This window comes from Streptomyces sclerotialus (assembly GCF_040907265.1).
GTDB classification, from domain to species: domain Bacteria; phylum Actinomycetota; class Actinomycetes; order Streptomycetales; family Streptomycetaceae; genus Streptomyces; species Streptomyces sclerotialus.
The window spans coordinates 5005947-5032507 of sequence record NZ_JBFOHP010000002.1; the positions used below are offsets into that span (position 1 = coordinate 5005947).

The 26561-nt window shown below is 71.8% G+C and carries 19 protein-coding genes; 8 read left to right on the forward strand and 11 right to left on the reverse strand.

Annotation, left to right across the window (positions count from 1 at the left end; genetic code table 11):
- Window positions 1-5 precede the first annotated feature (5 nt).
- The 8 genes from AAC944_RS22255 to AAC944_RS22290 all read right to left on the reverse strand — a co-directional run bounded on the left by AAC944_RS22255 (window position 6) and on the right by AAC944_RS22290 (window position 14667).
- Window positions 6-7202 carry an eCIS core domain-containing protein gene (locus AAC944_RS22255; protein WP_030609723.1) on the reverse strand — a complete coding sequence of 2399 codons (7197 nt, stop codon included), beginning with the start codon at window positions 7200-7202 and terminating at the stop codon, window positions 6-8.
- Entirely contained in the window at window positions 7199-7522 is a 324-nt protein-coding gene (locus AAC944_RS22260) for a hypothetical protein (RefSeq protein WP_368396404.1), read from the reverse strand. The genes AAC944_RS22255 and AAC944_RS22260 overlap by 4 nt, the downstream gene beginning before the upstream one ends.
- A 14-nt stretch (window positions 7523-7536) precedes the next feature.
- Window positions 7537-9546 carry an ATP-binding protein gene (locus AAC944_RS22265; protein WP_030609717.1) on the reverse strand — a complete coding sequence of 670 codons (2010 nt, stop codon included), beginning with the start codon at window positions 9544-9546 and terminating at the stop codon, window positions 7537-7539.
- 32 nt (window positions 9547-9578) lie between these two features.
- Entirely contained in the window at window positions 9579-10556 is a 978-nt protein-coding gene (locus AAC944_RS22270; protein WP_051871484.1) for a Pvc16 family protein, read from the reverse strand.
- 46 nt (window positions 10557-10602) lie between these two features.
- A complete protein-coding gene (locus AAC944_RS22275; protein WP_030609713.1) occupies window positions 10603-11376 on the reverse strand; it encodes a hypothetical protein in 774 nt (257 codons plus the stop codon).
- Window positions 11369-12124, reverse strand: coding sequence for a T4 family baseplate hub assembly chaperone (locus AAC944_RS22280; RefSeq protein WP_030609710.1), 756 nt, complete (start codon window positions 12122-12124; stop codon window positions 11369-11371). The genes AAC944_RS22275 and AAC944_RS22280 overlap by 8 nt, the downstream gene beginning before the upstream one ends.
- Before the next feature lie 86 nt (window positions 12125-12210).
- Entirely contained in the window at window positions 12211-12735 is a 525-nt protein-coding gene (locus tag AAC944_RS22285; RefSeq protein WP_030254205.1) for a phage tail protein, read from the reverse strand.
- Between the two features lie 39 nt (window positions 12736-12774).
- Entirely contained in the window at window positions 12775-14667 is a 1893-nt protein-coding gene (locus AAC944_RS22290; RefSeq protein ID WP_030609707.1) for a phage tail sheath family protein, read from the reverse strand.
- Window positions 14668-15370: 703 nt separating this feature from the next.
- Between AAC944_RS22290 and sucC the strand changes: the two genes are divergently transcribed.
- Together sucC and sucD are read left to right on the forward strand one after the other, a co-directional pair.
- Window positions 15371-16549 (forward strand): ADP-forming succinate--CoA ligase subunit beta, encoded by a 1179-nt coding sequence (gene sucC / locus AAC944_RS22295; protein WP_030609704.1) that lies wholly within the window; start codon window positions 15371-15373, stop codon window positions 16547-16549.
- A gap of 21 nt (window positions 16550-16570) precedes the next feature.
- Entirely contained in the window at window positions 16571-17455 is an 885-nt protein-coding gene (gene sucD / locus AAC944_RS22300) for a succinate--CoA ligase subunit alpha (protein WP_030609702.1), read from the forward strand.
- 112 nt (window positions 17456-17567) lie between these two features.
- Here the strand turns inward: sucD and AAC944_RS22305 are convergent, their stop codons facing one another.
- Window positions 17568-18476, reverse strand: coding sequence for an RNA polymerase sigma factor (locus tag AAC944_RS22305; RefSeq protein WP_051871483.1), 909 nt, complete (start codon window positions 18474-18476; stop codon window positions 17568-17570).
- Between the two features lie 84 nt (window positions 18477-18560).
- Between AAC944_RS22305 and AAC944_RS22310 the strand changes: the two genes are divergently transcribed.
- Entirely contained in the window at window positions 18561-19997 is a 1437-nt protein-coding gene (locus tag AAC944_RS22310; protein WP_051871482.1) for a cell division protein PerM, read from the forward strand.
- Here the strand turns inward: AAC944_RS22310 and AAC944_RS22315 are convergent.
- Window positions 19981-20979 (reverse strand): hypothetical protein, encoded by a 999-nt coding sequence (locus AAC944_RS22315; RefSeq protein ID WP_030609692.1) that lies wholly within the window; start codon window positions 20977-20979, stop codon window positions 19981-19983. The genes AAC944_RS22310 and AAC944_RS22315 overlap by 17 nt on opposite strands.
- A 273-nt stretch (window positions 20980-21252) precedes the next feature.
- Here AAC944_RS22315 and purN point away from each other — a divergent pair, with 273 nt between their 5' ends.
- From purN to AAC944_RS22330, 3 genes are all read left to right on the forward strand, one after another.
- A complete protein-coding gene (gene purN, locus AAC944_RS22320) occupies window positions 21253-21912 on the forward strand; it encodes a phosphoribosylglycinamide formyltransferase (protein WP_030609690.1) in 660 nt (219 codons plus the stop codon).
- Window positions 21909-23477, forward strand: a complete 1569-nt coding sequence (gene purH / locus AAC944_RS22325) for a bifunctional phosphoribosylaminoimidazolecarboxamide formyltransferase/IMP cyclohydrolase (protein ID WP_030609688.1) — start codon at window positions 21909-21911, stop codon at window positions 23475-23477. The genes purN and purH overlap by 4 nt, the downstream gene beginning before the upstream one ends.
- Window positions 23478-23582: 105 nt before the next feature.
- Window positions 23583-24128 carry a hypothetical protein gene (locus tag AAC944_RS22330; protein WP_030609686.1) on the forward strand — a complete coding sequence of 182 codons (546 nt, stop codon included), beginning with the start codon at window positions 23583-23585 and terminating at the stop codon, window positions 24126-24128.
- Between the two features lie 70 nt (window positions 24129-24198).
- Here AAC944_RS22330 and AAC944_RS22335 read toward each other — a convergent pair whose 3' ends face one another.
- Window positions 24199-24828 carry a hypothetical protein gene (locus AAC944_RS22335; RefSeq protein WP_030609684.1) on the reverse strand — a complete coding sequence of 210 codons (630 nt, stop codon included), beginning with the start codon at window positions 24826-24828 and terminating at the stop codon, window positions 24199-24201.
- Between the two features lie 371 nt (window positions 24829-25199).
- On the opposite strand from AAC944_RS22335, the gene AAC944_RS22340 reads away from it, so the two are divergent.
- Together AAC944_RS22340 and AAC944_RS22345 are read left to right on the forward strand one after the other, a co-directional pair.
- Window positions 25200-26054, forward strand: a complete 855-nt coding sequence (locus AAC944_RS22340; protein ID WP_030609681.1) for a bifunctional methylenetetrahydrofolate dehydrogenase/methenyltetrahydrofolate cyclohydrolase — start codon at window positions 25200-25202, stop codon at window positions 26052-26054.
- Between the two features lie 48 nt (window positions 26055-26102).
- Window positions 26103-26531: a DUF3017 domain-containing protein gene (locus tag AAC944_RS22345; protein ID WP_030609680.1), complete on the forward strand. Its 429-nt coding sequence runs from the start codon at window positions 26103-26105 to the stop codon at window positions 26529-26531.
- Window positions 26532-26561: the final 30 nt, after the last annotated feature.

Below are 26561 nucleotides of genomic sequence, written 5' to 3' on the forward strand. Positions count from 1 at the left end.
TGTGGTCAGCGGAAGAGAGAGAAGTCGAGCTTCTGGTTCTTGTCTGCCTCCTTCAGTGCATCAATCGCGGCCTGCCGCTTCACGGTGGTGCCTCCTGTAGGTGGAGTGGTACGTCCATTTCCGGTCAGGTCGTATCCTTGCCGCAATGCGAACAGGAGGCTCCCAAGGCCCAGGAATTTCATTCCCTTCTCTTTTCTCAGCTTGACGATGGCGGTGGCGAAGTAATCGCTGACGTGGGTGATCCTTGCTATGCGGCTTGCAGTGTCCCGGTTGATCCGGGCCACCGGTAGAGCGGTCGAGTCCGGGGGCTCTGGCTGCTCTTCCCAAGAAGTTCCGCCGCCACGCCTGGTCCACTTCCCGTCCTTGTGGGAATATCCTCCCCACTTCATCTTCAGTGAGCTGGGGAAACCTCGATATGTTGACCAGTAGTTGATGCTGACGTCGTACCAGATCATTCGTTCAGGTGCTGGTGAGTGTTGCTTGTTCCTGACTTCCTTTCCGACTGCGAGTGCAGCGGGGTGTTCCACTTCATGTGCGGCGTCGAGGTTCTCTTCGCCACGCGCTGGTACGAGGTTCGAGGTGGTTGCGTGACCACCGAGCGGCGCAGGCAGCATGTGCATACGCACCCATGCAGACCCTTCGCTCATCTCGCGATCGGTTATGTACTTCCAACCCACGGGGTTCACGAACGGACGGTGACCGGTGTCCGTTCCCCGGGGCGTTTCTGCCTTGATGTAATGGGCCTGGAAACTGCTAGCCATTGGCCCATCCGAGAACGGCGGGAGAATGGTGTCAGGAAGTGGTTCTCCGTTATCCGAGTACCGTTCTGCGAGGAGTTCCGCCAGCTTGTCCATGTGGTACTTCAGCACTCGCATTGCTCCCTGGAAGTCGTTGCCGCGACTGCCGAGGTATACGGGTGTTCCGTACGCGGGAGATGACGGGCGGGGAGTCTCTTGGGGGAGTTGGTCCTGCAGCCCCTCCACCATTGCGCCGCGCGCCCTGGCGGCCTTGAGTGCTTCCTCCTGCTCCGCCTTCCGCTCCGGAGCGTCCTTGATTTTGGTGATGTCGCGCTGCCATGAAGCGAAATACGCCTGCAGGGCGCTCATGTTGCTGTGCACGGCGAGTGAGGCGCTTCTGCCCTTGCCGTCGAATTGCAGTGTGTGTATTTCTCCGTTGTCCGTACGGAAGCGAACTTTCGGAAGGTCGTAGTCTCGCCTCCCCTCGGGCTCGCGTTGGGGTTCGGGGTTCCGCCGGTTGCGCCGGCGGTCGTGGTTGCGACGCAGCCTGTCACGCTGGCGCCTCCACTGGTCGCGCAGGCGATGCGTGCGGTTGTTGAGTTTGCGGCCGAGTTTGCGGCCCTTGCCGAAGAGGCGGCGGGCGGCGCGGCGAGCCCTGCTCACCGCGGACTTGATGGTCTGGCGGGCGCGGCGGAGCTTGCGGCGGGTGCGAGACTCGGGCTTGCGGCGCGTGCGCTTCTTATCAGTCAGCTTCTTCTTGCGGTCGCGGTCCCGCTCCTTGTCATCCTTCTTGTGCTTGTCCTTGTCGTGGCCCTTGGTGTCCTGCTTCTTGATCTTCTTGTCGGTGGGCTTCTTGTTGAGGAGGTCCTTGTCCTCGTCCTTTTTCTTGTCCCTGTTCTTGGACTTGTCCTGGTCGCGCTTGTCGGGGCGCGTGGGGTCGTCGTCGCGCTTCTTGCGGAGGGTGTCGCGGGCCGGGCCGTGGCGCTTGGTGGGGCCGGCCTTGTCGTCGTCGCGCTGCTTGCGCTTGGCGTCGCGGAGGCGGCGGCGGGCTGCGTTGACCTCGCGGCCGTCGTCGCGGCGTTCGTGCTCGTCGGGCTTCTTCTTGTGTTTGGGCTTGGGCTGCTGCTTCGGATCCGGCTTCTTCTCCGGGGAGGGGCGCTTCTCCGGACGCGGGCCCTGCTCCGGGCGGGAGGTCTTGTCGGGGGAGGGCTTGCGGGGGGCCGGGCGCTGGCCCGGCTTGTCGCTCTGACCGCCGGGCTCGCCGGGCTTTTCGGACCGGTGCGGTCGGTTGGCCGCCGGGCCGGGTGCGCCGGGGCGACCCGGTTCGGCGGGACGCCCGGGCGTATTGGTCTGTGACGGGTCTCCGGGGCGGTTGGGTGCGCCGGGCCGGCCGGGCGCCTCGGGTGCGCCCGGGCCCTTCTTCTTGCCGCGGATGTCCTTGAGCATGTCGCCGAGCCGCTTGGCGACTCCGCCCATGAACCGGCCGATGCCCTCGACCAGTGCCTGGTAGACCAGCTCCAGCAGGGCGACGACGCCTGCCGCGACCGCCTTGGCGAAGGGCAGGGCGCCGTTGCCGCTCTTGACGGACTTGAGGAAGTCCATGAAGAGGCCGAAGGCGGCCAGGATCTCGCTGAGCGCGCCCCAGGCGGCCTTGAGGGCGTCGATGATGGCCATGGCCCAGCCGGCGCCGGGAATGAGCTTGGCGACGACTTTCTCGACGACCATGACGCCGATGATGATCGGGAGTTGCGGGACCGCTTCGTCCCAGGCCATTTTGCCCATCTCTTCGGCGCTGACGCCGCCCTCGATGAGCGCCTGGAAGTCCTCCATCGGAATTCCGATGATTTCCTGGACCTTCTGCTTGACCCACTCCTTGACGGCCGACTTGATCTCGTTGAAGAGGTGTTCCTTGGCGCCGGTCTCGGCCGCGGCACCTGCCTTGCTGATCCAGCCGCCGGGATCGGAGACGATGTCGTTGAAGATGGCTGCCCAGTCGCCGAGCGCCTGGACGACGCCCTTACCGAACTCCACCGCCTCGACGGTCACGGTCTCCGCGACGTCGACCGCGGCCTTAAGACCGCCCTCCAGCAGGTCCAGGCCTTCGAGCAGCGCGCCGCACAGCCCGTCGAGGAGCTTGCCGGCGACCTCCTTGAGCGCGTCGGCGGCCTCGTTGACCTTCTGCACGGCCCAGTCGCGGCCGGCGTTGATCGTGTTGCGCCACTTGTCGCGCATCGCCGGGTAATCGGCGAGCAGCTCGTCACCGAACGCGATCAGGGCGTCGGCGAAGTCGTTGATCTGCTCGACGACCCAGTTACGGGCCTTGTCGATCAGCTCGAAGACCTCACGCTTGAACTTGTCGATGAGGTCCGTGACGGCCTTGCGGGCCCGCGCGAAGAATTCCTCGATGTCCTTCTTGAGGTTCTCCCACCATTCCTTGAGCCGCTCGAGGAATCCGCCGCCGCCGTTCTCGGCCTCCTTCTTCTTGTCCTCCTGCTTCTTCTTGGCGTCCTTCTCCGAGTTGGTCTGCTCGTCGTCGATCTTCTTGTTGTCGTCTTCGGTCCGCTTGTCGACGTCCTTGTCGGTCTGCTCGTTCTTGTCGTCGATGTCCTTGCGGACCTTGTCGTACTTCTTGCCCTTCTTGTCGTCGATGTCCGCGACTTTGTCGTCCTGCTCCTTGCGCCACTTGTCGCGGGCATCGGCGATGTCGCTCTGGCCCTTCTCGCGCGCGCCGGCCTGCTTCTTCGTGCTGGCGTCGACCTCGCGCTTCAGGTCCTGATCGTGCTTCTTCTTGTCGTTCTTCGCCTTCTCGTCCTTGGCCTTGCGCTCCTGGCCCATCTTCTGCTGGCCCTGCGCGAAGCCCGCCTGGATCTGTGGACCGCGGTCGTGCTCGGCCACGGCGGACGCGGACTCGATCGGTACGCCGCCGGCGGCGACCTTGCGCCCACCGCCCTGCTTGCCGCCCTTCTTCCCGCCGCCGGGCACCTTGCCCTTGAGAGTCTCGTGCGGGGCGTCCGGATAGATCTGGTCCTCGCCCATCGGCCGCGCCGCGTCCTCGCGGCCCGCCTGGTGCAGCTCGTCCTTGCGCTCGTCCAGCTTCTGGTTCTGCTCGTCCGTACGCTGCGGGTCCGAATCGTCCTGGAGCGGCAGCCCCGGGGCGTTGCCCACGCGGGCGCCCTTGAGCCCGTCGTCCGTGGTCGGCAGGTTCATGACCGAGTCGATCAGGTCGTCGAACGGGAAGATCCTCTTCAGGATCTCCACGCCGATGGTGAGGAGGATGTCCCACCAGCTCGGCTCCGGGACGTCGACGCCGGGCGGCTGCCCCTTCGGCCGCTCCTCGCCCTCGATCTCGGGAGTCTTGCCCTTGGCCGCATCCGTGCGGGAGACCTTGGCATTGGTGTACGTACCGGGTGCCGCGGGCGTGGGCCCGCCCGGCAGCGTACGCGGCGAGCCGATCGGACGCTCCATCTGCGGCGGGCCCTTGCGCAGCGCCGCGCGCTCCTTGCCGACCTGGGTGCCCACCGCGGTGTCGACGCCCTTGAAGGTCTCCAGCATCTGGTACGGCTTGAGCTTGGAGATCGTGGCCAGCCCCGCCTCGGGCGTGCTCCTGGAGACGTCAGGCGCCGGGGCGTCCTTCTTCGGCTTCGCCGGGCCGGACGCGGCACGGCCGCCACCGCCCCTGCCTCCCCTGGCAGGCGCCGCAGCCGTACGGCCGCCTCCGCCGCCTCCGCCGCGCCGGACGTTCTTGGCCGCCTGCCGGGCGGCTTGCCGCTTGCCCGGCGCGGCCGCGGCCTTGGGACGCGCCGTAGGTTTCCCCGGTCCGGGCTTGGGCGGCTGCGCGTCCTTGGGGGCGCCGCCGTTGGCGGCTCCGTTCTTGGCCGCGGCGGACAACGGGGCCGTCGCCCCCGGGGCCGAGGTGACCTTGGGTGCGTTCACCGGGCCGGGCGCGGACGCCTTGTCCGGGCCGGCGTCCGTGCCCGGTGTGGTCGCGGGTCCCTTGCCCTCGCTGACGTCCGTGGTCTGGGTGGCGTCCTTGGTGCCGGCGGTGCCCGGCGCCTCGGTCTCCTTGCCGTGGGCGGTACCGGTCGTACCGGTGCCGGCCTTCGTATCCGCGCTGTCCTGCACCGATGCGCCGCCGCCCGGCGTACCACCCGACGTGCCTTCATCCTTGCCGGTGGCGGAGCCGGTCGCCGAACCGGAGGCCGAGCCGCTTTCCGTATCGGAACCACCGCTGGACCCGCTGCCGGACCGCGTACCGGAGTTTCCGCCGCCGGACGACGAGGCGTCCTTGTCCGCTGACCCTTCCGAGCTCTTCCCCTCGCCGGATGCCGCACCCGGGCCGGAGCCCGAGGCCGCCTCCGAAGCCGAGGACTCGGGGGACGAGGCGGCTGCCTGCTTGCGTGCGTCCTCTTCGGCCTTCGACAGCTGCCCCGGCGCGGTCGTATCGTCCTCGGGCCCGCGCGCCACACCCGAGCCCTCAGAAGCGGTACGGGCCGCATCGTCCCGCCGCTTGGCCTCCTCGTCCTCCTTGCGCTCTTCGGCCTGCTCCCGCTCCCGCTCGGCATCTTCAGGGTCCGACGGGCCCGAACCCTTCTCGCCGGGCTCCGCGCCGAGCTTGTCGTCCGCCTTCTCGTCCGGTTCGGGGCCGATCTCCTGCTCGATCGACTTGTCGATGTCCAGGTCAGTGGCGATCCGGTCGTCGGGCTCCTGCGTCCCCTCGGAGGAGGCACGGCCGGAGCCGGCCCCGTGAGCATCGCCCTTCGCCCGCTGCACGGCTTCGTCCGACTGGCTCCTGTCGACCGGGGAGTCCAGCACGCCGGGGGGCCCGTACCGATGGTCGGCGTCCGGGGCGTCGTTCCGGTTCCGCTGCTTGGCAGCGGAGGGGGACGTACCGCTCAGGCCCTCCGCGGAGGTCTCCTCCTCGGTGTCCGCGGAGTCGGCGTCCTCTTCGTCCGCCGCCTCCAGGCCGTCGTCCTCGTCCTCCTCGGCGTCGAGACCGTCGTCCTCGTCGAGCTCCTCGGATTCCTCTTCAAGCCCCAAAGGCTCGTCGTCGGCATCCTCCTCGTTCTCTGGATCGCCCTTGCGGCGCTCGTCGTCGCGCTGCCCGGTGCGGTCCTTCTCGCCGGGCTCGGCATCGCTCTTGTCCACGGCCTCCGCGTCGGATCCCTTGTCCTTGGCGGTGGCGTCCTCCTGCTCGCCCTCGCCGCCCTGCGCGTCCTTCTCGGCGGCCGAGGCCTCCTCGTCCGACCGCTCCTCGCCGTCCTCGTCCTGGCCGCGCGCCGAGTTCTCGGCGTCCTTGTCCTTCTGCGCGGCCTGGGCGTCGGCTTCCTTGTCCTCCTGGTTGGCCTGGGCCTGGTCCTTCTGCCGGGCCGAGGCCGCCTGCTTGTCCTGCGCGGCGGCCTGTCCAGCCGCCTGGGAACCTGTCGAGGTGGACGCCGCAGGGGCCCTGGGCGCGCCCCCGGCAGTCGACGGGGCGTCCCGCTCCGGGCCGCCGTCTCCCGCCGGGTCCGCGTCCTTGCGCTGCTGCGCCCGCTTCCTGCGGTCGTCGTTCTCCTGTTCGTCCTGCTCGCGCTTGTCGGCTGCGGCGGCGTTCTGCTGTGTCCGCTCCTGCGCGATGACTTCGGCCTCGTCCTGGACGGACTCGGGGGTCGCGGCCGCCACCAGCGGCAGCGGTCCGCCCTCTTCGACCTCGTCGACCAGGTCCAGCAGCCGGTCGACCTCAGGCGTCAGCAGCCGGACCTCCAGCCGGTCCAGCACGCTTTCCTGCAGCTCCGGCGACATGCGTGCCAGTTGCAGACGGGCCCGCCCTGACCGGTCCTCCGGGTCACCGCGCAGCGAACGCAGCACCCCGTTCGCCAGCCGGTCCACCAGCGTCGCCGGGTCCAGCTGTTCCATGCGGCGGCGGTCCGCGTCCACCGTCGCGTACCGGAGCCAGCCCGGCGTCGCCTGGCCTTCCTCCACCTCGGCGGCGGGCTGTTCGTCGCGTACGGATTCCTGCAGCGCACCAAGTACCGACGACCGGGCCGCCGACTCCGCCTCCCGTTCGATCGCCTCCTGGGGGAGGGATACGGCGCCCAGGTCGCGGCCGGCGCGGAGGGCGCCGAGGCCGTGCGGGTTCTGGACCGTGTGCAGCAGCTCATGGGCCAGCAAGCGCTGGCCGTCCGCCGTGCCGGGACGGTACGTGCCCTCGCGGAAGAAGATGTCCTGGCCTACCGCGAAGGCGTCGGCGCCCATCATGTCGGCCAGTTGGGCGGAGTCGCGGTCGGTGTGCAGGCGGACCTGGCTGAAGTCGTGGCCGAGCTGTTCTTCGAGGTCGCGGCGGACGCTCGGGTCCAGGGGGTGGCCGGCGCCGCTGACGATGTCCTTCGGTTCCGGGGTGCGGGACCTGGCGTTGCGTTCCCGGCGCTTGCGGCGCTTCTCGGCGGCGGACCGGTTGGTGTCCTGGGAGGAGGAGTGGGACGTGCTCATCGGGCCTCCCCTCGGCCGGTGAGGCCCGCGTGGACCGAGCGGGCGAGGGCTTCGCCCAGGCGGACCGGGGACGTCGTACGGGGGAGGGGTGGCAGGCCCGCCAACCCGTCCAACGAAAGCGGGGTGCCGTTCGCGGCCAGGGGTACGCCGCGCTCCGCCACCAGGCGGGTCAGCTCGCGTTCGAAGGACGCCCGTACGCGGTCGGGGTCGACTCGGGCGTCGAAGCCGTCCAGGACCAGTTCGCCGATGTCGATGCGGAAGGAGGACGGTGCCGGTGCGGCGGGGACTGTCGGAGCCGTCGGGGCCGTTTCTCCTCGCACGTTCCTGTACTCGTTCAGACCCATCCGTGGACCTCCGACGGCGTCAAGGAGCGTTCCAGCTTCAGGTATTCGGTGCGGGCCGCGGCCAGCATGTGGCGCATCTGGAGCTGCTCGCCCTCCTCGGCGGCCAGGAAGGCGCCGGAGAGCGCGACGTTGCGGATCGAGCCGCCGGCGACCGTGAGCTGTGCCAGCAGGTCCGGGTCGATGCCCTTCATGGGGGCCTGGGCGGGGAGGACTCGGCGCCAGATTTCCGCGCGTTCCTTCTCGCCGGGGAAGGGGAAGTCGACCACGAAGCGGATGCGGCGCATGAAGGCGGAGTCCAGGGCCTTCTTCATGTTGGTGGTGAGGACCGCCAGGCCGCGGTACGCCTCCATGCGCATGAGGAGGTAGCTGACCTCCAGGTTCGCGTAGCGGTCGTGGCTGTCCTTCACCTCGCTGCGTTTGCCGAAGAGCGCGTCGGCTTCATCGAACAACAACAGGGCGCCGCCTCGTTCCGCCGCGTCGAAGACTCGGCTGAGGTTCTTCTCCGTTTCGCCGATGTATTTGCTGACGACCTGGGACAGGTCGATGATGAAGAGGTCGAGGCCCAGTTCCTTGGCCATTACTTCGGCGGCCAGGGTCTTGCCCGTGCCGGAGCCGCCCGCGAAGAGGGCCGTGACGCCGAGGCCGCTGCGGAGGGATTTCGCGAAGCCCCAGTCCTGGTAGACGGTGCTGCGCTGGCGTACGTGGGCGACGATCTCCTGGAGGATGCGGAGCTGGCGGTCGGCGAGTACCAGGTCGTCCCAGCCGGCCCGCGGCTCGATGCGGCGGCCCAGTTCGTCCAGGCCCATGCGGGCCTCGGTGAGGCCGGCCTGCCAGGCCAGTTCCGCGCCGTCCGACACGTCGGAGTGGGGCAGGTCGCGGCGTACGGTCGCGGCGGCCGAGCGGACGACGTGCGGGGGGAGCTGGAACTGCGCGACGAGGGCCTGCAGGTGCCGGTCGGTGACCTCGGGGACGTCGGCGAAGGCGTCGGTCCAGAGGGCGAGGTGCTCCTCGTCGGAGAGTTTGGGGACGGTGACGCGTTCGCCGCGCGGGTGCTCCGTACGGCGGGGGTCGGGACTCGACACGACGAGGGGGACGGCGGCGCCCGCGATGAAGGAGTCCGCCGCGGCGTGCTGGTCGCGGTCGAGTTCGCCGACCTCGATGAGCAGCGCTGCGGGGAGGAGGATCGCCTCGCGCTGCCACAGGCGGGCGAGCCGGTCGCGTTCGGCGGGGTCGGTGGGCACGTCGTCGGCGGCCATGGAGTACAGGCCGAGGCCGGAGCGGCGGGCCGCGGTGGCGGCGATGTCGGCGCGCGTGCGGAGGTCGGCACCGACCAGTTCGACGCGGAGGGCGGCCTCGCCACCACCGGACCAGCCGGCGGCCACCCGGTCGGCCGCCGCGTCGTACGAGGGCGGGAGGGCGGCGGGGGCGGCCGTGCGGCGGAGCAGGCCGTGCAGCCTGGCGTCCAGGTACGGCGTGCCGACCAGGAAGTGCAGGATGCGCTCGTCCAGGCGGAGCCGGGTGGTGGTCAGCCGGGCCTCGTCGTCCAGCTCGATCAGGCGCCAGCGGCGGAGCGGCGCGACGGGGGTGAGGGCGCTCCAGTGCGGCTCGGCGAGGGCGGCCAGGGCGAGGGAGAAGGTCGGATACGCGCGGCTGGGGTCGCCGGCGGCCGCGGCGCAGCGCGCGTCGGCGGTCGGGTCGAGCTCCGAGGCGGCGGCGAGCACGACGAGTTCGCGCTCGAAGGTGCTGAGGCCGAAGCAGGCGGTCAGGGCGTCGAGGGACGCCACCTTCGGGGCGGCGGGCGCGGGCTCGACGGCTGCACCGGGGGCGGACGCGACGTCGGCCGCGGTCGGGACGTCGGCCGCGGGTCCGTTGCCGTCTGCCGTACCCGCATCCGTACCGCGGGCCCGTGCGGCGTGGGCGTCCACGCGCGCCAGTACGGACCGCACGGCAGCGGCCAGCGCGGCACCGTCCGCCGTACCGGTCCCCTCGCGCTCACCCATGTCCTCGGTACCCCCCGCTCCGCGCACCGGCCTCAGCTCTCCTTGCCCTGGTCCTTGTCCGCACGGCCCGTGGCGCCGGCGCCGGTCCCACCCGCCGCCTTACGGGTGCGGGTACGCGTACGAGCGGGCCCGCCCCCGGTCTTCGCGCCACCGGCCGCCTTCTTGGCCGCGGCAGCGGGCTTCTCCGCGGCCTTCTCCGCGGCCTTCTTCTCCGCGGCAGGGGCGGCCTCCGTGGCAGGGGCGGCCTCCGTGCGAGGCGCCTCCGCGGCCGGTGCGCGCCCCGCCCCCGCCCCCGCCCCCGCAGCCGCCTTCTCGGACGCCGCCTTCTCGGACGCGGGCCCGGTGCCCGGCTCCGCCGCCTCCCCGGCCGGGGCCGGCCCCGGCCGCTCCGGCGCGCCCGGCGCCCCGAACGGCAGCACGCGGACGTCCGGGCGCTGCACCGGCTTCGCCGGGGCCGGCTTCTCGTGGCCGTCCAGGAGGACCAGCGAGGCCTGGTAGACCACCGACAGGGAGTACGGGGTGTTGTGGAGCATGCCCCAGAGCTTGGAGGTCTCGTCGACGTCCATCTGGGTCGGCGTGAAGCGGACCCGCTGGAGGGACTCGGCGAGGTCGCTGCCCACCAGGTACGGCCGCTGACACGCCTCCTCGATCAGCTCCTTGGGCAGGACCGGGATCTCGTGCAGCGTGCGCACCACACTGCCGATGAGCCGCTGCCCGACCAGCTCCGTCTCCTCGCCGTACGCGCTGATCAGGTAGTGCAGGTCGATCGCGGCGGCGGAACGCTTCAGGAGCGTGCCGTCGGCGGCCCGGGTCACCAGGTCGTTGTTGCGCATCGAGGGGTTGTGCGTGACCTGGTAGCAGAAGACCGTGATCGTCGGGTCCAGGGCCGGTTCGGCCGGCGGCTTGCGGGTCTCCACCGAGACGGCCATGTCGATCTCGGGGTGCAGATTGTGCTCGATCAGCAGCGCAAGGGCCTGGGTGACCGTCGCGACGGCGAGTGCGTTGCTCATGAGTTCAGTCCCCGTGAAGTCCGTGAAGTCGTCGTGACCATGACCGTCAGCTCGTCCTCTCCCCGCGCGCCAGGTAGTCCGCCAGGCTCAGGGCGGGCCCCCGCCGTTCGCCACGCGCCGTAACGCCACCGGACGCGGGCCGGTCCGGGCCGGCCGCGCTGACCTCCAGGCGGCCGATCTGTACGTGCACGACGCGCTCGGCGGGCCGTTGCCCGCGCCGGCCGGCCGCGGCGCGTGCCGCGTCACGGGCCGCCGGTACGTCCGTACGGGGACGCAGCGCGGGCGCCACGGCGCGCGGGGCGGCGTCCGGGCCGCCGGGAGCGGGCGGGACCGCCGCCGGGCGCACGGGGCCGGGCTCCTCCCCACGGTCCCCCGTACGCCGTGCCGCAGCGCGCTGCCCCTCGGGCGCGGCGGGCCGCAATCCCGGCTGCGGGTGTGCGGCCGGCCGGAGCAAGGGCGTGACCGGCCACGCGGAGCGCTCGGCGGGTTCCGGGCCGTCCGGGCGCGGGACCTCGGACCGCAGCACGGTCGTCTCCCGTTCGGTGGTCCTGATCTCCCGTTCGAAGCGGAGGCGTTCGCCCTCGGGCGGTGCGGGTGCGGGCGTCCGCGGGTACAGCGGTGCCGGTTCGTGCGAAGGGTCGGCCGGTGCGCCGCCCAGTGCTTCGATGCGCTCGAAGGGGCCCGGCAGCCGCGGCTGTACGAGCGTGCGCCCGCCCGGTCCGGTGCGGCTGCCGGCCGCGCGGCTGCCCGGCGCGCCCAGGAGCGCACGCGGTGCCGGCGCGTGCCGGGCTACCAGCCGCCCCAAGTAGTCGTCAGACATCCGCGCACAGCTCCAGGTAGTAGCGGCGCCGCAGCGGGCTGAGCGCCAGGATCTCGGGCTCGCTCCAGCCGTAGGCGGAGGCGAGCAGGTGGACGTCCAGGAGCACGTCGCGGGCCCAGGCGTCCAGTTCGGTCCACAGGTAGGCGGCGATGTCGAGCTCGGCCGGGGTGGTGGCGCCGCACTCGGGGCAGGCGATGCTGAGCGTCACCTCGGCGCCCGGGTCGGCCTCCTCGACCGCCTCGGCGAAGCGTTTCAGTACCGCCTCCGGCAGCCGCTCCAGCTCCCCGGGGCCGGCCGGCCGCCCGTCCTGGGCGGCCGACACGGCACACCGGGCGGCCAGCAGCCGGCGGGCGTCCGCCGCGTCCGCCGCCGCGGACGCGGCCTCGGCGAGGTCGGCGATGGTGGGCAGCCGGAACGTCACCGACCAGCCGCCCTCGGCGACCCGCAGGCCGTCCTCGGGCGGCCGCGGCCGTACGGAGCCCAGCTCGGCGGCGTCCAGCTCGAACTCCATCGCCGCGCCGCATTCCGGGTCCGCGCACGCCAGCTTGACCTGCATGCGCGCGCCGAACAGCGCGTGGCGCAGCGCGAACAGGTCCGCCGCGCGCTCGCCCGCCGGCACCGACAGCAGTGCGTCGGTGCCGGCCTCGGGGCGGGCGGCGCGGTGCAGCAGCAGGGCGCGGCCGCTGTCCTGCAAGACCTGCCCGGCCTCCCAGGTGGCCAGCAGCTCAGCGGGCCCGGTGACCGCCATTCCTCACCTCGTCCGGTGGTGCTCAGGTGCTTCGCGTACGCGGCGTACGGTGCGTACGCAGGGGTGCTCGCCGTACCGTCCGGCGCTCAGGCGGGGTGCGTGAACGAGGGCTCCTGCGGCTCCTCGACCTCGTAGTCCCGCTCCCAGCCCTCGCACTCCAGCTTCAGGCTCTGGATCGCCACCGCATTGGCGTTGGCGTCCATCTCGCCGAGCACCTGGTACTCGCTCGGCCAGGCCCGGTAGATCTTGTGCGAGACGGCGACCTGGCCGGCCTCGTTGAGGACCTGGATGACGATGTCCTTGCGGAAGTCCGCGAGCGACACCTCCGAGCCCAGGCCCGCGCCGACCTGCCAGACCTTGTTGGCCCAGCGGTCGAACTCCGGGTCGTGGGTCACTCCGCGCTCCAGGGTGATGCCCTCGAACTCCGAGCGGCCCGGCGACTTGCGCGGGGAGGAGGGGTCGCCGCCGTGGCGGTGCTTGACGACCTCGGTGGTCCGCTTCAGCGGGGAGATCTTGCTGATGCCCGCGACCGTACGACCGTCCCACAGGACCAGGAACTTGAAGTTCTTGTACGGGTCGAAGCGATGGGCATTGATCGTGAACTCAGCCATCGGATTCCTTCGGTTCCTTCGTTCCTTGATTCCTCATGGTCAGAGCTCGAACTGCCCGGCCATCTGCTGGATCTTGACGATCACGAACTCCGCGGGCTTGACCGGCGCGATACCGACGACGACGTTGACGATGCCGTTGTCGATGTCCTCGGGCGTCGTGGTGTCCTTGTCGCACTTGACGAAGTACGCCTCGCGCGGGGTGCCGCCCTTGAAGGCGCCCTGCTGGAACAGGCCGTGCAGGTACGAGGAGGCGTTGAGCCGGATCTGCTGCCAGAGCTGCTCGTTGTTGGGCTCGAAGACCACCCACTGCAGGCCGCGCAGCAGGGACTCCTCGACGTGCAGTGCGAGGCGGCGGACCGGTACGTACTTCCACTCGCTGTCCAGCGCGTCGGCGCCCTGCAGCGTGCGGGCGCCCCAGACCACCGGGCCGACCATGGGGAAGGTCCGCAGGCAGTTGATGCCCAGCGGGTTCAGCAGGCCGTTCTCCCGGTCGGTGAGCTTCACCGAGAGGGAGTGCACGCCCGCGAGGCGCGCCTCGGTGCCCGCCGGTGCCTTCCAGACGCCGCGCTCGCTGTCCGTACGGGCGATCACGCCCGCGATGGCGCCGGACGGCGGGAAGGTGCGCAGCCGGCCGGTGAGCGGGTCGGTGAGCTGGAGGTGCGGGAAGTACAGGCCGGAGTGGTTGCCGCGTACCGAGTCCAGGGCGCCGATGCCGGCCCGTGCGGAGTCCACGGAGACCCAGGTCGAGGGCGCGTCGACGAGGTGGAAGATGCGCCGCTCCTGGCAGAGCCGCTCGGCGGCCGAGAGGACCGTGACCATGTCCTCGGTGTTCTCGTAGCCGGACAGCTCCGGCAGCGAGAGGAGGTTCACGTCGTCGACGTCGCGCAGCGCCTGGAGGCCGGTCTTGCGGGCCTCGCTGCCGATGATGTCGCGCGGGCCGGGGACGTCGCCGTCCACGCCGCCGCGGAGCGGGAAGACCGGCGGATTGACCGAGGCCTCCAGGCCGAGGTCGTTGGCGCACTCGCCGACGAACCGCACCACGTCCTCGGGGTCGACGGACCCGGCGACCACCTGGAGGCGGCGGCCGAAGGCGGTGACCTGGGCGCCCGCGAAGGCGTGCTTGCCCGGGGCGTCGGGCAGCGCGCGCAGCTTGCGCTCCAGGAGGAGGGCGAGCTCCGTGACGGTGCAGGGGGCCTCGCCGTCCTGGTCCGGGTCGTACAGGGTGAATTCGCGCTCGACGTCGCCGATCTTGACGGTGAGATCGACGTTCAGGTCGGGCAGGTCGTGCGCGAACGGCTTGGAGACCGTGCCGGACGGGTCGGGGCGGCCCTCGTCGAGCACCTTCACGCGGATGAGCTGGGAGCCGGCGTTGATCACCGTCTCGGCGTACCGGCCGCTCTCGGGGTCCATGGAGAGGTTGCCGTAGGACTCGCGTGCGGTGCCCTTGGCGTCGAGGACCTGGAGGTTGAAGGTGGCCCCATGAGAGGGGTGGCGCGAAGCGCCTCGTGCAGGGGTGGTGGTGCGACGGGTGGGCGTGTCGTGGTCGACGGCGATGCGCAGGCCGTCGCCCCAGATGCCGGGCTCCTTGGCGTGCACCTCCAGCACCGGGCACTCGCTGTGGCCCTCGGTGGACTCCAGGGTGACGCCGGCCTCTTCGCCGGTGCCGGCCTTGACGGCCCGCACGATCACCGCGACGGTGCCGCCGTTGCCGAAGAACTGGTGCACGGCGTAGCTCAGCGGGCTCTTCGAGGTCAGACCGCCGAAGCGGCGCTCGAAGTCGGCGAAGCTGGTGACGCGCACCGGAGTGTTGAGCGGGCCCCGGCGAGTGTGTCCCACGAAGGCGGTCACCGAGGTGGTGACGGTGGTGATGCTGCGGACGCTGCTGGGAAGCTCTTCGACGTAGACGCCGGGATAGGTCGCGTTTGTCGGCATTCCCCCTCCAATCCCTGTCAGGCACCGAGTAAGAGGGCACCAAGAGGGCGGAAGAGGGGGCGGGCAAGCTGACGCCGCCGCACCCCTACGCGGCCACGCCTACTCATCAGTTCTCCCCCGTCTGTCCCTGCCGGGTCGGGCCGGCCGGGACCAGGCGGCCGTGGTGACGGCCGGCCTGTGACTCCTGATGCGTAAGTGCTCAACGCAGTTTCCAGGGCTGACAGTTGGGGGGTCAAGGAGTCGTTCCGGTCAGCTTTTGCGCAGGAGTTGTGTGGATCGTGTCGAACCGGTGAACGGGGCGGTGCGACGGGTGTGCGGGCCGTACTGCCGTGAGTCGCTCGCCCGGGTGCATACCGGACGCCGGTTGCGTGGGGCCGGGGGAGGGCGGGCGGCGGAGGGGTGTACTCCGCGTGAGGGCCCCGTGCGGGGCACCGTCGGGATCCGGCCACGTCCGGCCGGGACTGTGACGCGCGCCTCCGTCCGCGTGATCTGTGACAGTAATCACCGCCGCAGTGTGATCTGCGATTTAGAAGGGCCGCTGCCGCGGGGATAACCTGCGAGACGGACATGCCGCGTACCGGCTGACGATGTACGCCCTTGCTGTGACTGCGTTGTCACCCTGCCCTCGCGGCACGCCCGCGCAGACAACGAACCGCGATCACCACGACTCGTGGCTATTTGAGAAGCAAAGGGACGGACGCGCGTGGACCTGTTCGAGTACCAGGCGAGGGACCTCTTCGCCAAGCACGGTGTACCGGTGCTGGCCGGTGAAGTCATTGACACGCCTGAGGCGGCCCGCGAGGCGACCGAGCGGCTGGGCGGCAAGTCTGTCGTCAAGGCCCAGGTGAAGGTCGGCGGGCGCGGCAAGGCCGGTGGCGTGAAGCTCGCCGCGACCCCCGACGAGGCCGTCGCCCGCGCGACGGACATCCTCGGGATGGACATCAAGGGCCACACGGTCCACAAGGTGATGATCGCGGAGACCGCTCCGGAGATCGTCGAGGAGTACTACGTCTCGTACCTCCTCGACCGCACCAACCGCACCTTCCTGGCCATGGCCTCCGTCGCCGGCGGCATGGACATCGAAGAGGTCGCGGCGACCCGGCCCGACGAGCTGGCGAAGATCCCGGTCGACGCCAACGAGGGCGTCACCCTGGAGAAGGCCAAGGAGATCGTCGCCGCGGCGAAGTTCCCGGCCGAGGTCGCCGACAAGGTCGCCGACGTCATGGTGACCCTGTGGGAGACCTTCGTCGCCGAGGACGCCCTCCTCGTCGAGGTCAACCCGCTCGCGAAGGTCGCCTCCGGTGACGTCATCGCCCTCGACGGCAAGGTGTCCCTGGACGCCAACGCCGAGTTCCGCCAGCCGGAGCACGAGGCCCTGGAGGACAAGGACGCAGCCAACCCGCTCGAGGCTGCTGCCAAGGCCAAGGGCCTGAACTACGTCAAGCTCGACGGCGAGGTCGGCATCATCGGCAACGGCGCGGGTCTCGTCATGAGCACCCTGGACGTCGTCGCGTACGCCGGTGAGAAGCACGGCGGCGTCAAGCCCGCCAACTTCCTCGACATCGGTGGCGGCGCCTCCGCCGAGGTCATGGCGAACGGCCTGGAGATCATCCTCGGCGACTCGGACGTCAAGTCGGTCTTCGTCAACGTCTTCGGCGGCATCACCGCCTGCGACGAGGTCGCCAACGGCATCGTGCAGGCCCTGGAGCTCCTGAAGTCCAAGGGCGAGGACGTCAACAAGCCGCTGGTCGTGCGCCTCGACGGCAACAACGCGGAGCTGGGTCGCAAGATCCTGTCCGACGCCAACCACCCGCTGGTGCAGCGCGTGGACACCATGGACGGCGCGGCCGACAAGGCCGCTGAGCTGGCTGCGGCTAAGTAAGGGACGAGGACACCGACAACCATGGCTATCTTCCTCACCAAGGACAGCAAGGTCATCGTCCAGGGGATGACCGGCGCCACCGGCATGAAGCACACCAAGCTCATGCTGGGTGACGGCACCAACATCGTCGGCGGCGTGAACCCCCGCAAGGCCGGCACCAACGTCGACTTCGACGGCACCGAGGTGCCCGTCTTCGGCTCGGTCTCCGAGGCGATGGAGAAGACCGGTGCGGACGTCACCGTCATCTTCGTCCCCCCGAAGTTCGCCAAGGACGCCGTCATCGAGGCCGTCGACGCGGGCATCGGCCTGGCCGTCGTGATCACCGAGGGCATCGCCGTCCACGACTCGGCCGCCTTCTGGGCGTACGCGTCGGCCAAGGGCAACGAGACCCGGATCATCGGCCCGAACTGCCCCGGCCTGATCACCCCCGGCCAGTCCAACGCCGGCATCATCCCGGGCGACATCACCAAGCCCGGCCGTATCGGCCTGGTGTCGAAGTCCGGCACGCTGACCTACCAGATGATGTACGAGCTGCGTGACATCGGCTTCTCGTCCGCCGTCGGCATCGGTGGCGACCCGGTCATCGGCACCACCCACATCGACGCCCTCAAGGCGTTCGAGGCGGACCCCGACACCGACCTGATCGTCATGATCGGCGAGATCGGCGGCGACGCCGAGGAGCGCGCGGCCGACTTCATCAAGGAGAACGTCACCAAGCCGGTCGTCGGCTACGTCGCGGGCTTCACCGCGCCCGAGGGCAAGACCATGGGCCACGCCGGCGCCATCGTCTCCGGCTCCTCCGGCACCGCCCAGGCGAAGAAGGAGGCCCTGGAGGCCGCCGGTGTCAAGGTCGGCAAGACCCCGACCGAGACCGCCGAGCTCGCCCGCGAGCTGCTCGCCGGCTGAACCCGGCGCGGCGCGGCGCTGCGTCCCTGACGCGGCGCACGCGTAGCTTTCTCAGCGGACCCGTACTCCCTTGGGGGGTGTACGGGTCCGCGTCGTATGCGGCCGCGCCGTACTACGGGCGCTGCTGCGGGTCGTGCTCGGCCCGGGTGTCACCGGCCGCGGGAACCCCGGGCCCGGCCGGCGGCGGTACGTACCGTTCGCCGCCCCCGGCCCACAGGGCACCGGCGGTCAGGGCGGCGATCAGCCCGGTCAGCCCGATCGCGCCCCGCGTCGTCCGCCGGGTACTGCGCTCGCCGCCCGTCCGTACGGCATGCGCCGTCGGCGTCCGTACCGGATGGTCGTCGGCCAGGCGGGCCAGCCGCTCGCACAGGATCGCCCGTTGCCGGGCCGGCGGCGCGCCGTCCAGGCCCAGTTCCGTCAGCCGCCCGGCGAGTGTCTGGCGGGCGTACGTCAGCCGGCCCGCCGCCGCCGGTGTGCTCGCCTCGACCTCGGCCGCGGTCTCCGGCAGCTCCAGGCCGACCGCGTCGTGCAGCAGCAGAGCGCGGCGGTAGGGCGGGGGCAGCCGCAGCAGGGCGGCCAGCAGCGGGTCGGGCCGCCCGGTCCCCGGCACCTTCACGGGGGAGCGGAAGCTGCTCGGGCGGAACCGGTGCCAGGGGGAGAGCGCGTACTCATGGGTCGCGGCCCGCACCCATCCGGCCGGGTCGCGGTCCCTGGCCACCTCCGGCCAGCGCTGCCAGGCCAGCTGGAAGCCCCGCTCGACCGCCTCGCGCGAGAGCTCCGGCCGCCCGGTGAGCAGGAACGCCTGCCGGGCGAAGGCCGACGCGTGCCGGTCGTACAGCGCGTCGAAGGCGGCGGAGGGTGAGAGCGCGTCAGCCGGTGCGTCGCACGCGGCGTCCGACGGCGCTTCGGCGTTGCCACGCCGTCCGGCCTTCCGGGGCCGGGGGGCCTTCCCGGGCTTCGAGGGCCGCCGGCTCTTCCTGGGTTTACGAGTCTCCTGGGGCTTCCGAGTAGTAAATCCCATAAACGCATATTGGGCGACACGTCCGGCATCCGCCCGCTGCGTGGTGGAAACGGGTGTTGTTGGCAGCATGGCCGCGTGAGCCAGATGACCGACAGCGGCCCGACGGCGGCCACGCCCGGCGGCGCCGCGGCACCCCGCGCCACCACCAACGGCGGCGCGTTCCTCGTGGGCGCGGTCACCGCCGGGCTGAGCCTCGGCGTCTGCACCGTCTCCGTGCTCCTCCTGTGGATCGCCGCGCCGGCCCCGGCCGGCAGCCCCTCCGGCGCGCTGCACGTCGCCGCCGACCTGTGGCTGCTGGCGCACGGCGCGGACCTCGTACGCACCGCGGGCCCGGGCGCCGCCGCCGTGCCGGTGGGCGTGACCCCGCTGCTCATGGTCGCCGTGCCCGTAGCGCTGCTGTACCGGTGCGCCCAGCACGCCCTGTCGGGCGCGGCGCACCGGCCTGTGCCGCGGCAGGCGGCGCGCGGGGCGGGCCCGCGCGCCGCTTCCCCCGGTGCGGTGCTCGGCCGGTTCCTCGGCGGCTACCTGCTGATCGCCGCGGCCACCGTGGCGTACGCGGCGACCGGACCGCTGCGCGTCGCACCCTCCAGCGCACTGCTCTTCGTGCCGCTCACCGCGGCGGGCGCGGCCGCGGCGGCGGCCGCGCGCACGGTCGGACTGCGTGCGGTGCTGCCGCCCGCCGGCCTCCGCCGCGCCTGGGCCGCCCTGCCGCCGGGAGTGCGCGCGGCGCTCGCCCGGCCCCGGCGGGCCGCCGCACTGCGGGCCGCGTGCGCCGCCGGAGCGGTGCTGCTCGCCACGGGGACGCTGCTGGTACTGGCCGGCCTGGTGTGGCACGCGGGCGCCGTACGCCACAGCCTCCTCCACCTCGCCCAGGACTGGCCGGGCCGCGGCACGGTCCTGCTGATCTGCCTCCTGCTGCTGCCGAACGCCGCCGTCTGGGGCGCCGCCTACGCGCTCGGCCCCGGCTTCACGCTCGGCGCCGGCAGCGCGGTGGGCCCGCTCGGCGCCACCGGCCTCCCGGCGGGGCTGCCGCCCTTCCCGCTGCTCGGCGCGGTCCCCCAGGAGGGCGCCGGATCGCCACTGACCTGGGTGGTGGCCGTGGGACCCGTTGCGGCGGGGCTGGCCGCCGCGTGGTACGCCGCCCGACCCGTGCGGGCCGCGGTGGACGGGGTACGGGAAGCGGCGCTGCGGACCGGCGACGCGTCGGCCGGGAAACGCCGCGCGCGTGCCGCCGAGGCACGGCTGCTGCGCTGGAACCGGCGGGCCACCGCCGGGGTCGCCGGACTGGCGGCGCTGTGGTGCGGGGCCGGGGCCGCCGCGCTGGCCGGGGCGGCGGGCGGCCCGCTCGGCACCGCGGCGCTCCGGCACGTCGGCCCGAGCTGGTGGCTCACGGGCGCGGCAGCGGCCGGCTGGACCGCCGCCGTCGCCGTACCGGGCGCGCTGCTCCTGCGCGAGTGGTACCTCTGGCGCCGGCTCGGCCGGTCCCCGGTGCGCGGGGCCCGGTCTACTCCTGGACGCTGAGGATCGGCCGCAGCTGCTCCGGGAGGAGCTCCTCGCAGGAGTGCCGCGCCGACTGGGTGAGGGCGTCGTTGACGCAGGTGTAGTAGTCCTTGTACACGAGCTGGAGCGTGAAGCCGGCGGCCACGATGGCCAGCGCCAGGCACGCCGTGACCAGCCCGCTCAGCGCCGCGGTGGTCTGCGGCCGCCCGCCGCCGTACGTCGCGGGCGTGCCCGTGTTGCCGGCGGTCGCGTGCGGCGGGCCCGCCGCCGGAGTGGTGTCGGCGTCGTGCACGGGGCCGCCGCCCGCGACGTCCGCAGCGGTGGCCTTCGCCTTGGCCTGTCCGGTCCCGCCCGGCCTGCCCGCGCGCGGTTTGGCGCGCAGCGAGCTGATGCCCCAGTACAGCGCCAGCGCGCCGAGCAGCAGGGCGATCTCCGGGAGGCTGAACAGCGCGAAGAAGAAGGCCCACATGCCCGACAGCAGTGCGTAGCGCGCCCGCCGCTGGGCCGGGTCGGTCGGGTCCCAGCGCAGTCCGCCCTGGCCGGGGCCGCCGGGACCACCGGGGCCGCCCGGCCCCTCGGGACCGCCGCGCCCGGGCCGGCTGCCGAACCCGCCGCCCTGGCGTCCCGGCTGGCGGCTGCTCCACTGGCTGCCCCAGCCCGCGCCGGAGCCCTGCTCGCCCGAGGAGCCCTCGGAGCCGTCGTCGCCGCGGTGGCCGGAGTGCGCGTGGCGGGGCCGCCATTCCTGGTCGGGCGTGCCGGCGGGCGGTGCGGCGAAGGGGTTGTCCTCGTCGTCCCGGTCCTGGCCGGAGCCCTGGCGTTCCCGGCCGTCGGGGTCCCCCGTGCCACCGGTCCCCGCGCCTTGCTGTCCTTCCGAGGGGGACGACGGCTTGTGCTCGCGCGACAGCAGCACCGTCCCCGGAGCGGTGGCGGGCTGGGGGTACCACCCAGCGGTAGCTGGGGGAGGGAGGAGAAGGAGGGCCGCCCGGCGGCGTCGGTCCGTCATCTGAGGTGCGTCTTCCCCTTGTCTCGTCCGTTCGCCGGGCCGTCAGTCCGGCGGCGGGTCACCACGAATCACCTGTGATCACCAGATCCACCGGGAGATCACATGCGGTCTTACGCCCGACGCTACCTCCCGCGTGCGCCCCCGTCCCGTGGGGGCCGCGCGGTGTGCCGGTATCGTTGCTGACGGTCGGCGCCTTCGTAGGGTTCCCCGGATTTCCGGTACCCACGGCCTTGTACGACCACACAAACCTCGCGAGACCGAGAAAGAACCGCCGTGGCTCCCTCCCCCCTCACCGTCCCCGCGCCCGCCCGGCCGGGCCGCCCGGCCCGGATCGTCGCGCTGGTGTCCGGTTCCGGCACCAATCTCCAGGCGCTGCTGGACGCCATCGCCGAGCAGGGCGCCGCGGCGTACGGCGCCGAGATCGTGGCCGTCGGCGCCGACCGGGAGGCCATCGCCGGCCTGGAGCGCGCCGAGCGCGCCGGGCTGCCCACCTTCGTCTGCCGGGTCAAGGACCACGCCGATCGCGCCGCGTGGGACCTGGCGCTCACCGAGGCGACCGCCGCGTACGAGCCGGACCTCGTCGTCTCGGCGGGCTTCATGAAGATCCTGGGCAAGGAGTTCCTGGCCCGGTACGGCGGCCGCGTGGTGAACACCCACCCCGCGCTGCTGCCCAGCTTTCCCGGTGCCCACGGCGTACGCGACGCGCTCGCGTACGGCGCGAAGGTCACCGGCTGCACCGTCCACTTCGTCGACGACGGCGTCGACACCGGTCCGGTCATCGCCCAGGGCGTGGTCGAGGTCCGGGACGAGGACGACGAATCCGCGCTGCACGAGCGGATCAAGGAAGTCGAGCGTTCGCTGCTCGTCGATGTCGTGGGGCGTCTGGCCCGTAACGGCTACCGCACTGAGGGACGAAAGGTAGTTATCCCGTGACCGAGACCGCCGAAGGTACCAAGCGGCCCATCCGCCGCGCGCTGGTCAGCGTCTACGACAAGACCGGGCTGGAAGAGCTGGCGAAGGGGCTGCACGCGGCGGGCGTCCAGCTCGTGTCCACCGGTTCGACCGCCGGGAAGATCGCCGGGGCCGGCGTCCCCGTCACCAAGGTCGAGGAGCTGACCGGCTTCCCCGAGTGCCTGGACGGGCGCGTGAAGACGCTGCACCCGAAGGTGCACGCCGGCATCCTGGCCGACCTCCGCCTGGAGGACCACCGGAAGCAGCTCTCCGACCTGGGTGTCGAGCCGTTCGACCTGGTGATCGTCAACCTCTACCCGTTCGCCGCGACCGTCGCCTCGGGCGCGACCCCGGACGAGTGCGTCGAGCAGATCGACATCGGCGGCCCGTCGATGGTCCGCGCCGCCGCCAAGAACCACCCCTCGGTGGCCGTCGTCGTCAACCCGGCCCGCTACGAGGACGTGCTCGAGGCCGCCTCCGAGGGCGGCTTCGACCTGGCCACCCGTAAGCGCCTGGCCGCCGAGGCCTTCCAGCACACCGCTTCGTACGACGTGGCCGTGGCGTCCTGGTTCGCCGACGACTACGCGGCCGCGGACGACAGCGGCTTCCCGTCCTTCACCGGCGCCACCTACGCGCGCAAGAACGTCCTGCGGTACGGCGAGAACCCCCACCAGGGCGCCGCGCTGTACGTGGACGGCAAGGGTGGCCTCGCCGACGCCGAGCAGCTGCACGGCAAGGAGATGTCGTACAACAACTACACGGACACGGACGCAGCCCGCCGTGCCGCGTACGACCACGCCGAGCCCTGCGTCGCGATCATCAAGCACGCCAACCCCTGCGGCATCGCCATCGGCGCGGACGTCGCCGAGGCGCACCGCCGCGCCCACGAGTGCGACCCGCTGTCCGCCTTCGGCGGCGTGATCGCCGTCAACCGCCCGGTCAGCAAGGCGATGGCCGAGCAGGTCGCGGAGATCTTCACCGAGGTCATCGTCGCGCCGGACTACGAGGACGGCGCGCTGGAGGCCCTCACCAAGAAGAAGAACATCCGCGTGCTGCGCGCCCCCGAGGCCCCGAAGACCGCGGTCGAGGTCAAGGCCATCGACGGCGGCGCGCTGCTCCAGGTCACCGACCGCCTCCAGGCCGACGGCGACGACCCGGCCAACTGGACGCTCGCCACGGGCGAGGCGCTCTCCGCCGACGAGCTCGCCGAGCTGGCCTTCGCCTGGCGCGCCTCCCGCGCCGTGAAGTCCAACGCGATCCTGCTCGCCAAGGACGGCGCCACGGTCGGCGTCGGCATGGGCCAGGTCAACCGCGTGGACTCCGCCAAGCTCGCCGTCCAGCGTGCGGGTGCGGAGCGGGCGCGCGGCTCCTACGCCGCCTCCGACGCGTTCTTCCCTTTCCCCGACGGCCTGGAGGTCCTGACCGAGGCCGGCGTCAAGGCCGTTGTCCAGCCGGGCGGTTCGGTCCGTGACGAGCAGGTGGTCGAGGCCGCCCGGAAGGCGGGCGTGACGATGTACTTCACGGGCACGCGGCACTTCTTCCACTGAGCCGCGGGCACCGCGTACGAAGGCGAGGGCCGCCGCACCTACGGGTGGGGCGGCCCTCGCCTCACGGGGCGACGCGCCTCCCGTGCATGCGGCATACTCCGCCGTATGAGTGACGGAAACACGCCACCGCACGGCGGCTTCGGGCCTGCGGACCAGCCACCTCCAGGAGGGACGCCGCCGCCCCCGCAGGGCCCTCCTCCGGGCGCCGCCTACGGTTACCCGGGGCCCGGCTCCCCGCCCCCGGGCGCACCCGGGTACGGCTACCCGCAGGGCGCCCCCGGCCAGGCGGGTGCTCCGGGCGGTTACGCCCAGCCCCTCATGGTGCTCGGTGACATCACCGTCACCCCCGACGGCATCATCACGCCGGCCGGCCAACTGCCCCTGAAGGGCGCGGTGTGGACCGTCACGGACATGTCGCGCACCGAGGAGAAGATGCCGACGTACGCGATCGTCCTGACCGTCGTCTTCTTCCTCTTCTGCTTCCTCGGCCTGCTCTTCCTCCTGATGAAGGAGAAGACCACCACGGGGCACGTCCAGGTGACGGTGAACAGCGGCGGCAAGTACCACTCGACGATGATCCCGGCGACGCACGAGAGCGTGCCGTACCAGGTCATGCAGCAGGTCAACTACGCGCGCTCGCTGAGCGTCTGACGGCTGCCCGTGCAATGACGCAGGGCCCGTACCGCCGAGGCGGTACGGGCCCTGCGCTGTCCGCTGAGCGTCAGGCGCGCGGCCGGCTGAACCAGGCGGCGCCGTCGGACTTGACGACGAACACGATGACCAGGACACCCACGGCGAGGGAGACCAGGGCCAGCGGGTTGAACAGCGCGAACAGGTTGATCAGGCTGCCCAGGATCGTCACCGAGCCGTAGATGATCGCCGAGATACGGACGCCACCGCGGCCGCTGGAGAACTTGGCGGCGGTGAGGATGCCCCAGACGGCGAAGGCCAGTGCCAGGATGCCGATGACGATGAAGACGCCGGTGCCGATCGCGGCCAGCGAGCTGGTGTCGGTGGTGGTGCCGTACTCGGAGGACGCGTCGGACAGCTCGTTACCGATGACCGCGCCGCCGATGATCGCGCCGATCCCGGCGAGCACCTGGAGGCCGGACATGACGAACATGATGATCTGCGCGGCCTTCACACCGCCCGGCATCGTCTGCGGGGCGGCCGGGTAGCCGCCGCCGTACTGCTGCTGCGGGTACGCCTGCTGCTGCGGGTAGCCGTAGCCCTGCTGGGGCGGGACGCCCTGGGGGGCCTGCTGGGGGTAGCCGTAGCCGGGCTGGCCCTGGGGAGACTGCTGGCCGTAGGGGTTGTTCTGGTCGCCGGCGGGCGGCGGAGGGTAACTCACGGAAGGCTTCCTTCGGGCGGGGACGTGGCGGGCCGACGGTTACGACGGGAAGCCACCTGACCGCCCTCGCAGCCGCGTCGCTGCGTGAGCTGTGAAGAGTGCTTGGTGTTCTCCCCCGAGCGTGCCGCCGTCGCATTCGGCCCCTCCTGCGAGTGCGGCACGTTACGCAACATCGTGAAGTCCGGATAAAGACTTTGTCCAGCCGACGAGAGGCACTGGTCGCCGGCTGATCCTGATATGTGCCGTTCCTGTTACCGAGACCGGACGACTCTGTACTCGCTTCGCGACAACCACGACACCTCTACGCGCGTCAACCCCCGAACCGGCCCCTGATTGGTACGGCGGCGCCGTCATCCGGGAGGATAGGACCCATGAGCGCCCAGATTCTCGATGGCAAGGCCACCGCCGCCGCGATCAAGTCCGACCTGTCCGCCCGCGTGGCGGCGCTGAAGGCGAAGGGTGTCCAGCCGGGTCTGGGCACCATCCTGGTCGGCGAGGACCCCGGCAGCCAGAAGTACGTCGCGGGCAAGCACCGCGACTGCGCCGAGATCGGCGTCGCGTCCATCCAGCGCGAGCTGCCGGCCACCGCGACCCAGGAGGAGATCGAGGCGGCCGTCCGCGAGCTGAACGAGGACCCGGCCTGCACCGGCTACATCGTCCAGCTGCCGCTGCCCAAGGGCATCAACGAGAACCGCGTCCTGGAGCTGATCGACCCGGCCAAGGACGCCGACGGCCTGCACCCCACCAACCTCGGCCGCCTGGTGCTCAACGAGGCGGCCCCGCTGCCCTGCACCCCGAACGGCATCCTGCGGCTGCTGCGCCAGTACGGTGTCGAGATCAAGGGCGCCGAGGTCGTCGTGGTCGGCCGCGGCGTGACCATCGGCCGCTCGATGCCGCTGCTGCTCACCCGGAAGTCCGAGAACGCCACCGTGACCCAGTGCCACACCGGCACCCGGGACCTCGCCAAGCACCTCAAGGAAGCCGACATCATCGTGGCGGCGGCCGGCTCGCCCCACCTGATCAAGCCGGAGTACGTCAAGGAGGGCGCGGCCGTCCTGGACGTCGGCGTCAGCCGGGACGAGAACGGCAAGATCGTCGGCGATGTGCACCCGGGCGTGCGCGAGGTGGCCGGCTGGGTCGCCCCCAACCCGGGTGGCGTCGGCCCGATGACCCGCGCCATGCTGCTGGTCAACGTGGTCGAGGCCGCCGAGCGCGCGGCCGGCTGAGCCACGGCGGGCCGACGGGGTACGGACGACAGAAGGGGCAGCCAGCGTATGAACGCCGGAGCGCACTCGGAAGGGGTGTCCAGGCCGCAGCGCCTCACGCGCCGCTTTCCGCTGTTCACCAAGGACACCGCACGCCCGCAGGGCGGCGGCCGCGCGGCGCCGGGTGACGCGCCCGCGCCGGTCCGGCAGTGGCCGCTGCTCACGGTGATCGGCGGGGTCGCGCTCGGCCTGCTGGTGATCGCCTTCGACGCCTTCCGGGCGGGGACGCTGTTGATCGGGCTGGCGCTGCTGGCCGGTGCCGTGCTGCGGCGCGTCCTGCCGTCCGTCGGGATGCTCGCCGTGCGGTCACGCTTCACGGACATGGCGACGTACGGCGGGCTCGGCTTCGTCATCGTGATGCTGGCGTTCATGATCCAGCCCGATCCCTGGCTGACGCTGCCGTTCCTGGACGACGTCGTGCACTTCACGGTGCGCTGAGTGCGCATCGTGCGCCTGTGAGCCGGGCCG

Excerpts from the sequence above, each read along its gene's own strand:
- AAC944_RS22255 (WP_030609723.1), bottom strand. The coding sequence starts at position 7,202 with ATGAGCACGTCCCACTCCTCCTCCCAGGACACCAACCGGTCCGCCGCC.
- AAC944_RS22265 (WP_030609717.1), bottom strand. The coding sequence starts at position 9,546 with ATGGGTGAGCGCGAGGGGACCGGTACGGCGGACGGTGCCGCGCTGGCC.
- AAC944_RS22270 (WP_051871484.1), bottom strand. The coding sequence starts at position 10,556 with ATGAGCAACGCACTCGCCGTCGCGACGGTCACCCAGGCCCTTGCGCTG.
- AAC944_RS22275 (WP_030609713.1), bottom strand. The coding sequence starts at position 11,376 with ATGTCTGACGACTACTTGGGGCGGCTGGTAGCCCGGCACGCGCCGGCA.
- AAC944_RS22280 (WP_030609710.1), bottom strand. The coding sequence starts at position 12,124 with ATGGCGGTCACCGGGCCCGCTGAGCTGCTGGCCACCTGGGAGGCCGGG.
- AAC944_RS22285 (WP_030254205.1), bottom strand. The coding sequence starts at position 12,735 with ATGGCTGAGTTCACGATCAATGCCCATCGCTTCGACCCGTACAAGAAC.
- AAC944_RS22290 (WP_030609707.1), bottom strand. The coding sequence starts at position 14,667 with ATGCCGACAAACGCGACCTATCCCGGCGTCTACGTCGAAGAGCTTCCC.
- sucD (WP_030609702.1), top strand. The coding sequence starts at position 16,571 with ATGGCTATCTTCCTCACCAAGGACAGCAAGGTCATCGTCCAGGGGATG.
- AAC944_RS22305 (WP_051871483.1), bottom strand. The coding sequence starts at position 18,476 with ATGGGATTTACTACTCGGAAGCCCCAGGAGACTCGTAAACCCAGGAAG.
- AAC944_RS22310 (WP_051871482.1), top strand. The coding sequence starts at position 18,561 with ATGACCGACAGCGGCCCGACGGCGGCCACGCCCGGCGGCGCCGCGGCA.
- AAC944_RS22315 (WP_030609692.1), bottom strand. The coding sequence starts at position 20,979 with ATGACGGACCGACGCCGCCGGGCGGCCCTCCTTCTCCTCCCTCCCCCA.
- AAC944_RS22330 (WP_030609686.1), top strand. The coding sequence starts at position 23,583 with ATGAGTGACGGAAACACGCCACCGCACGGCGGCTTCGGGCCTGCGGAC.
- AAC944_RS22340 (WP_030609681.1), top strand. The coding sequence starts at position 25,200 with ATGAGCGCCCAGATTCTCGATGGCAAGGCCACCGCCGCCGCGATCAAG.
- AAC944_RS22345 (WP_030609680.1), top strand. The coding sequence starts at position 26,103 with ATGAACGCCGGAGCGCACTCGGAAGGGGTGTCCAGGCCGCAGCGCCTC.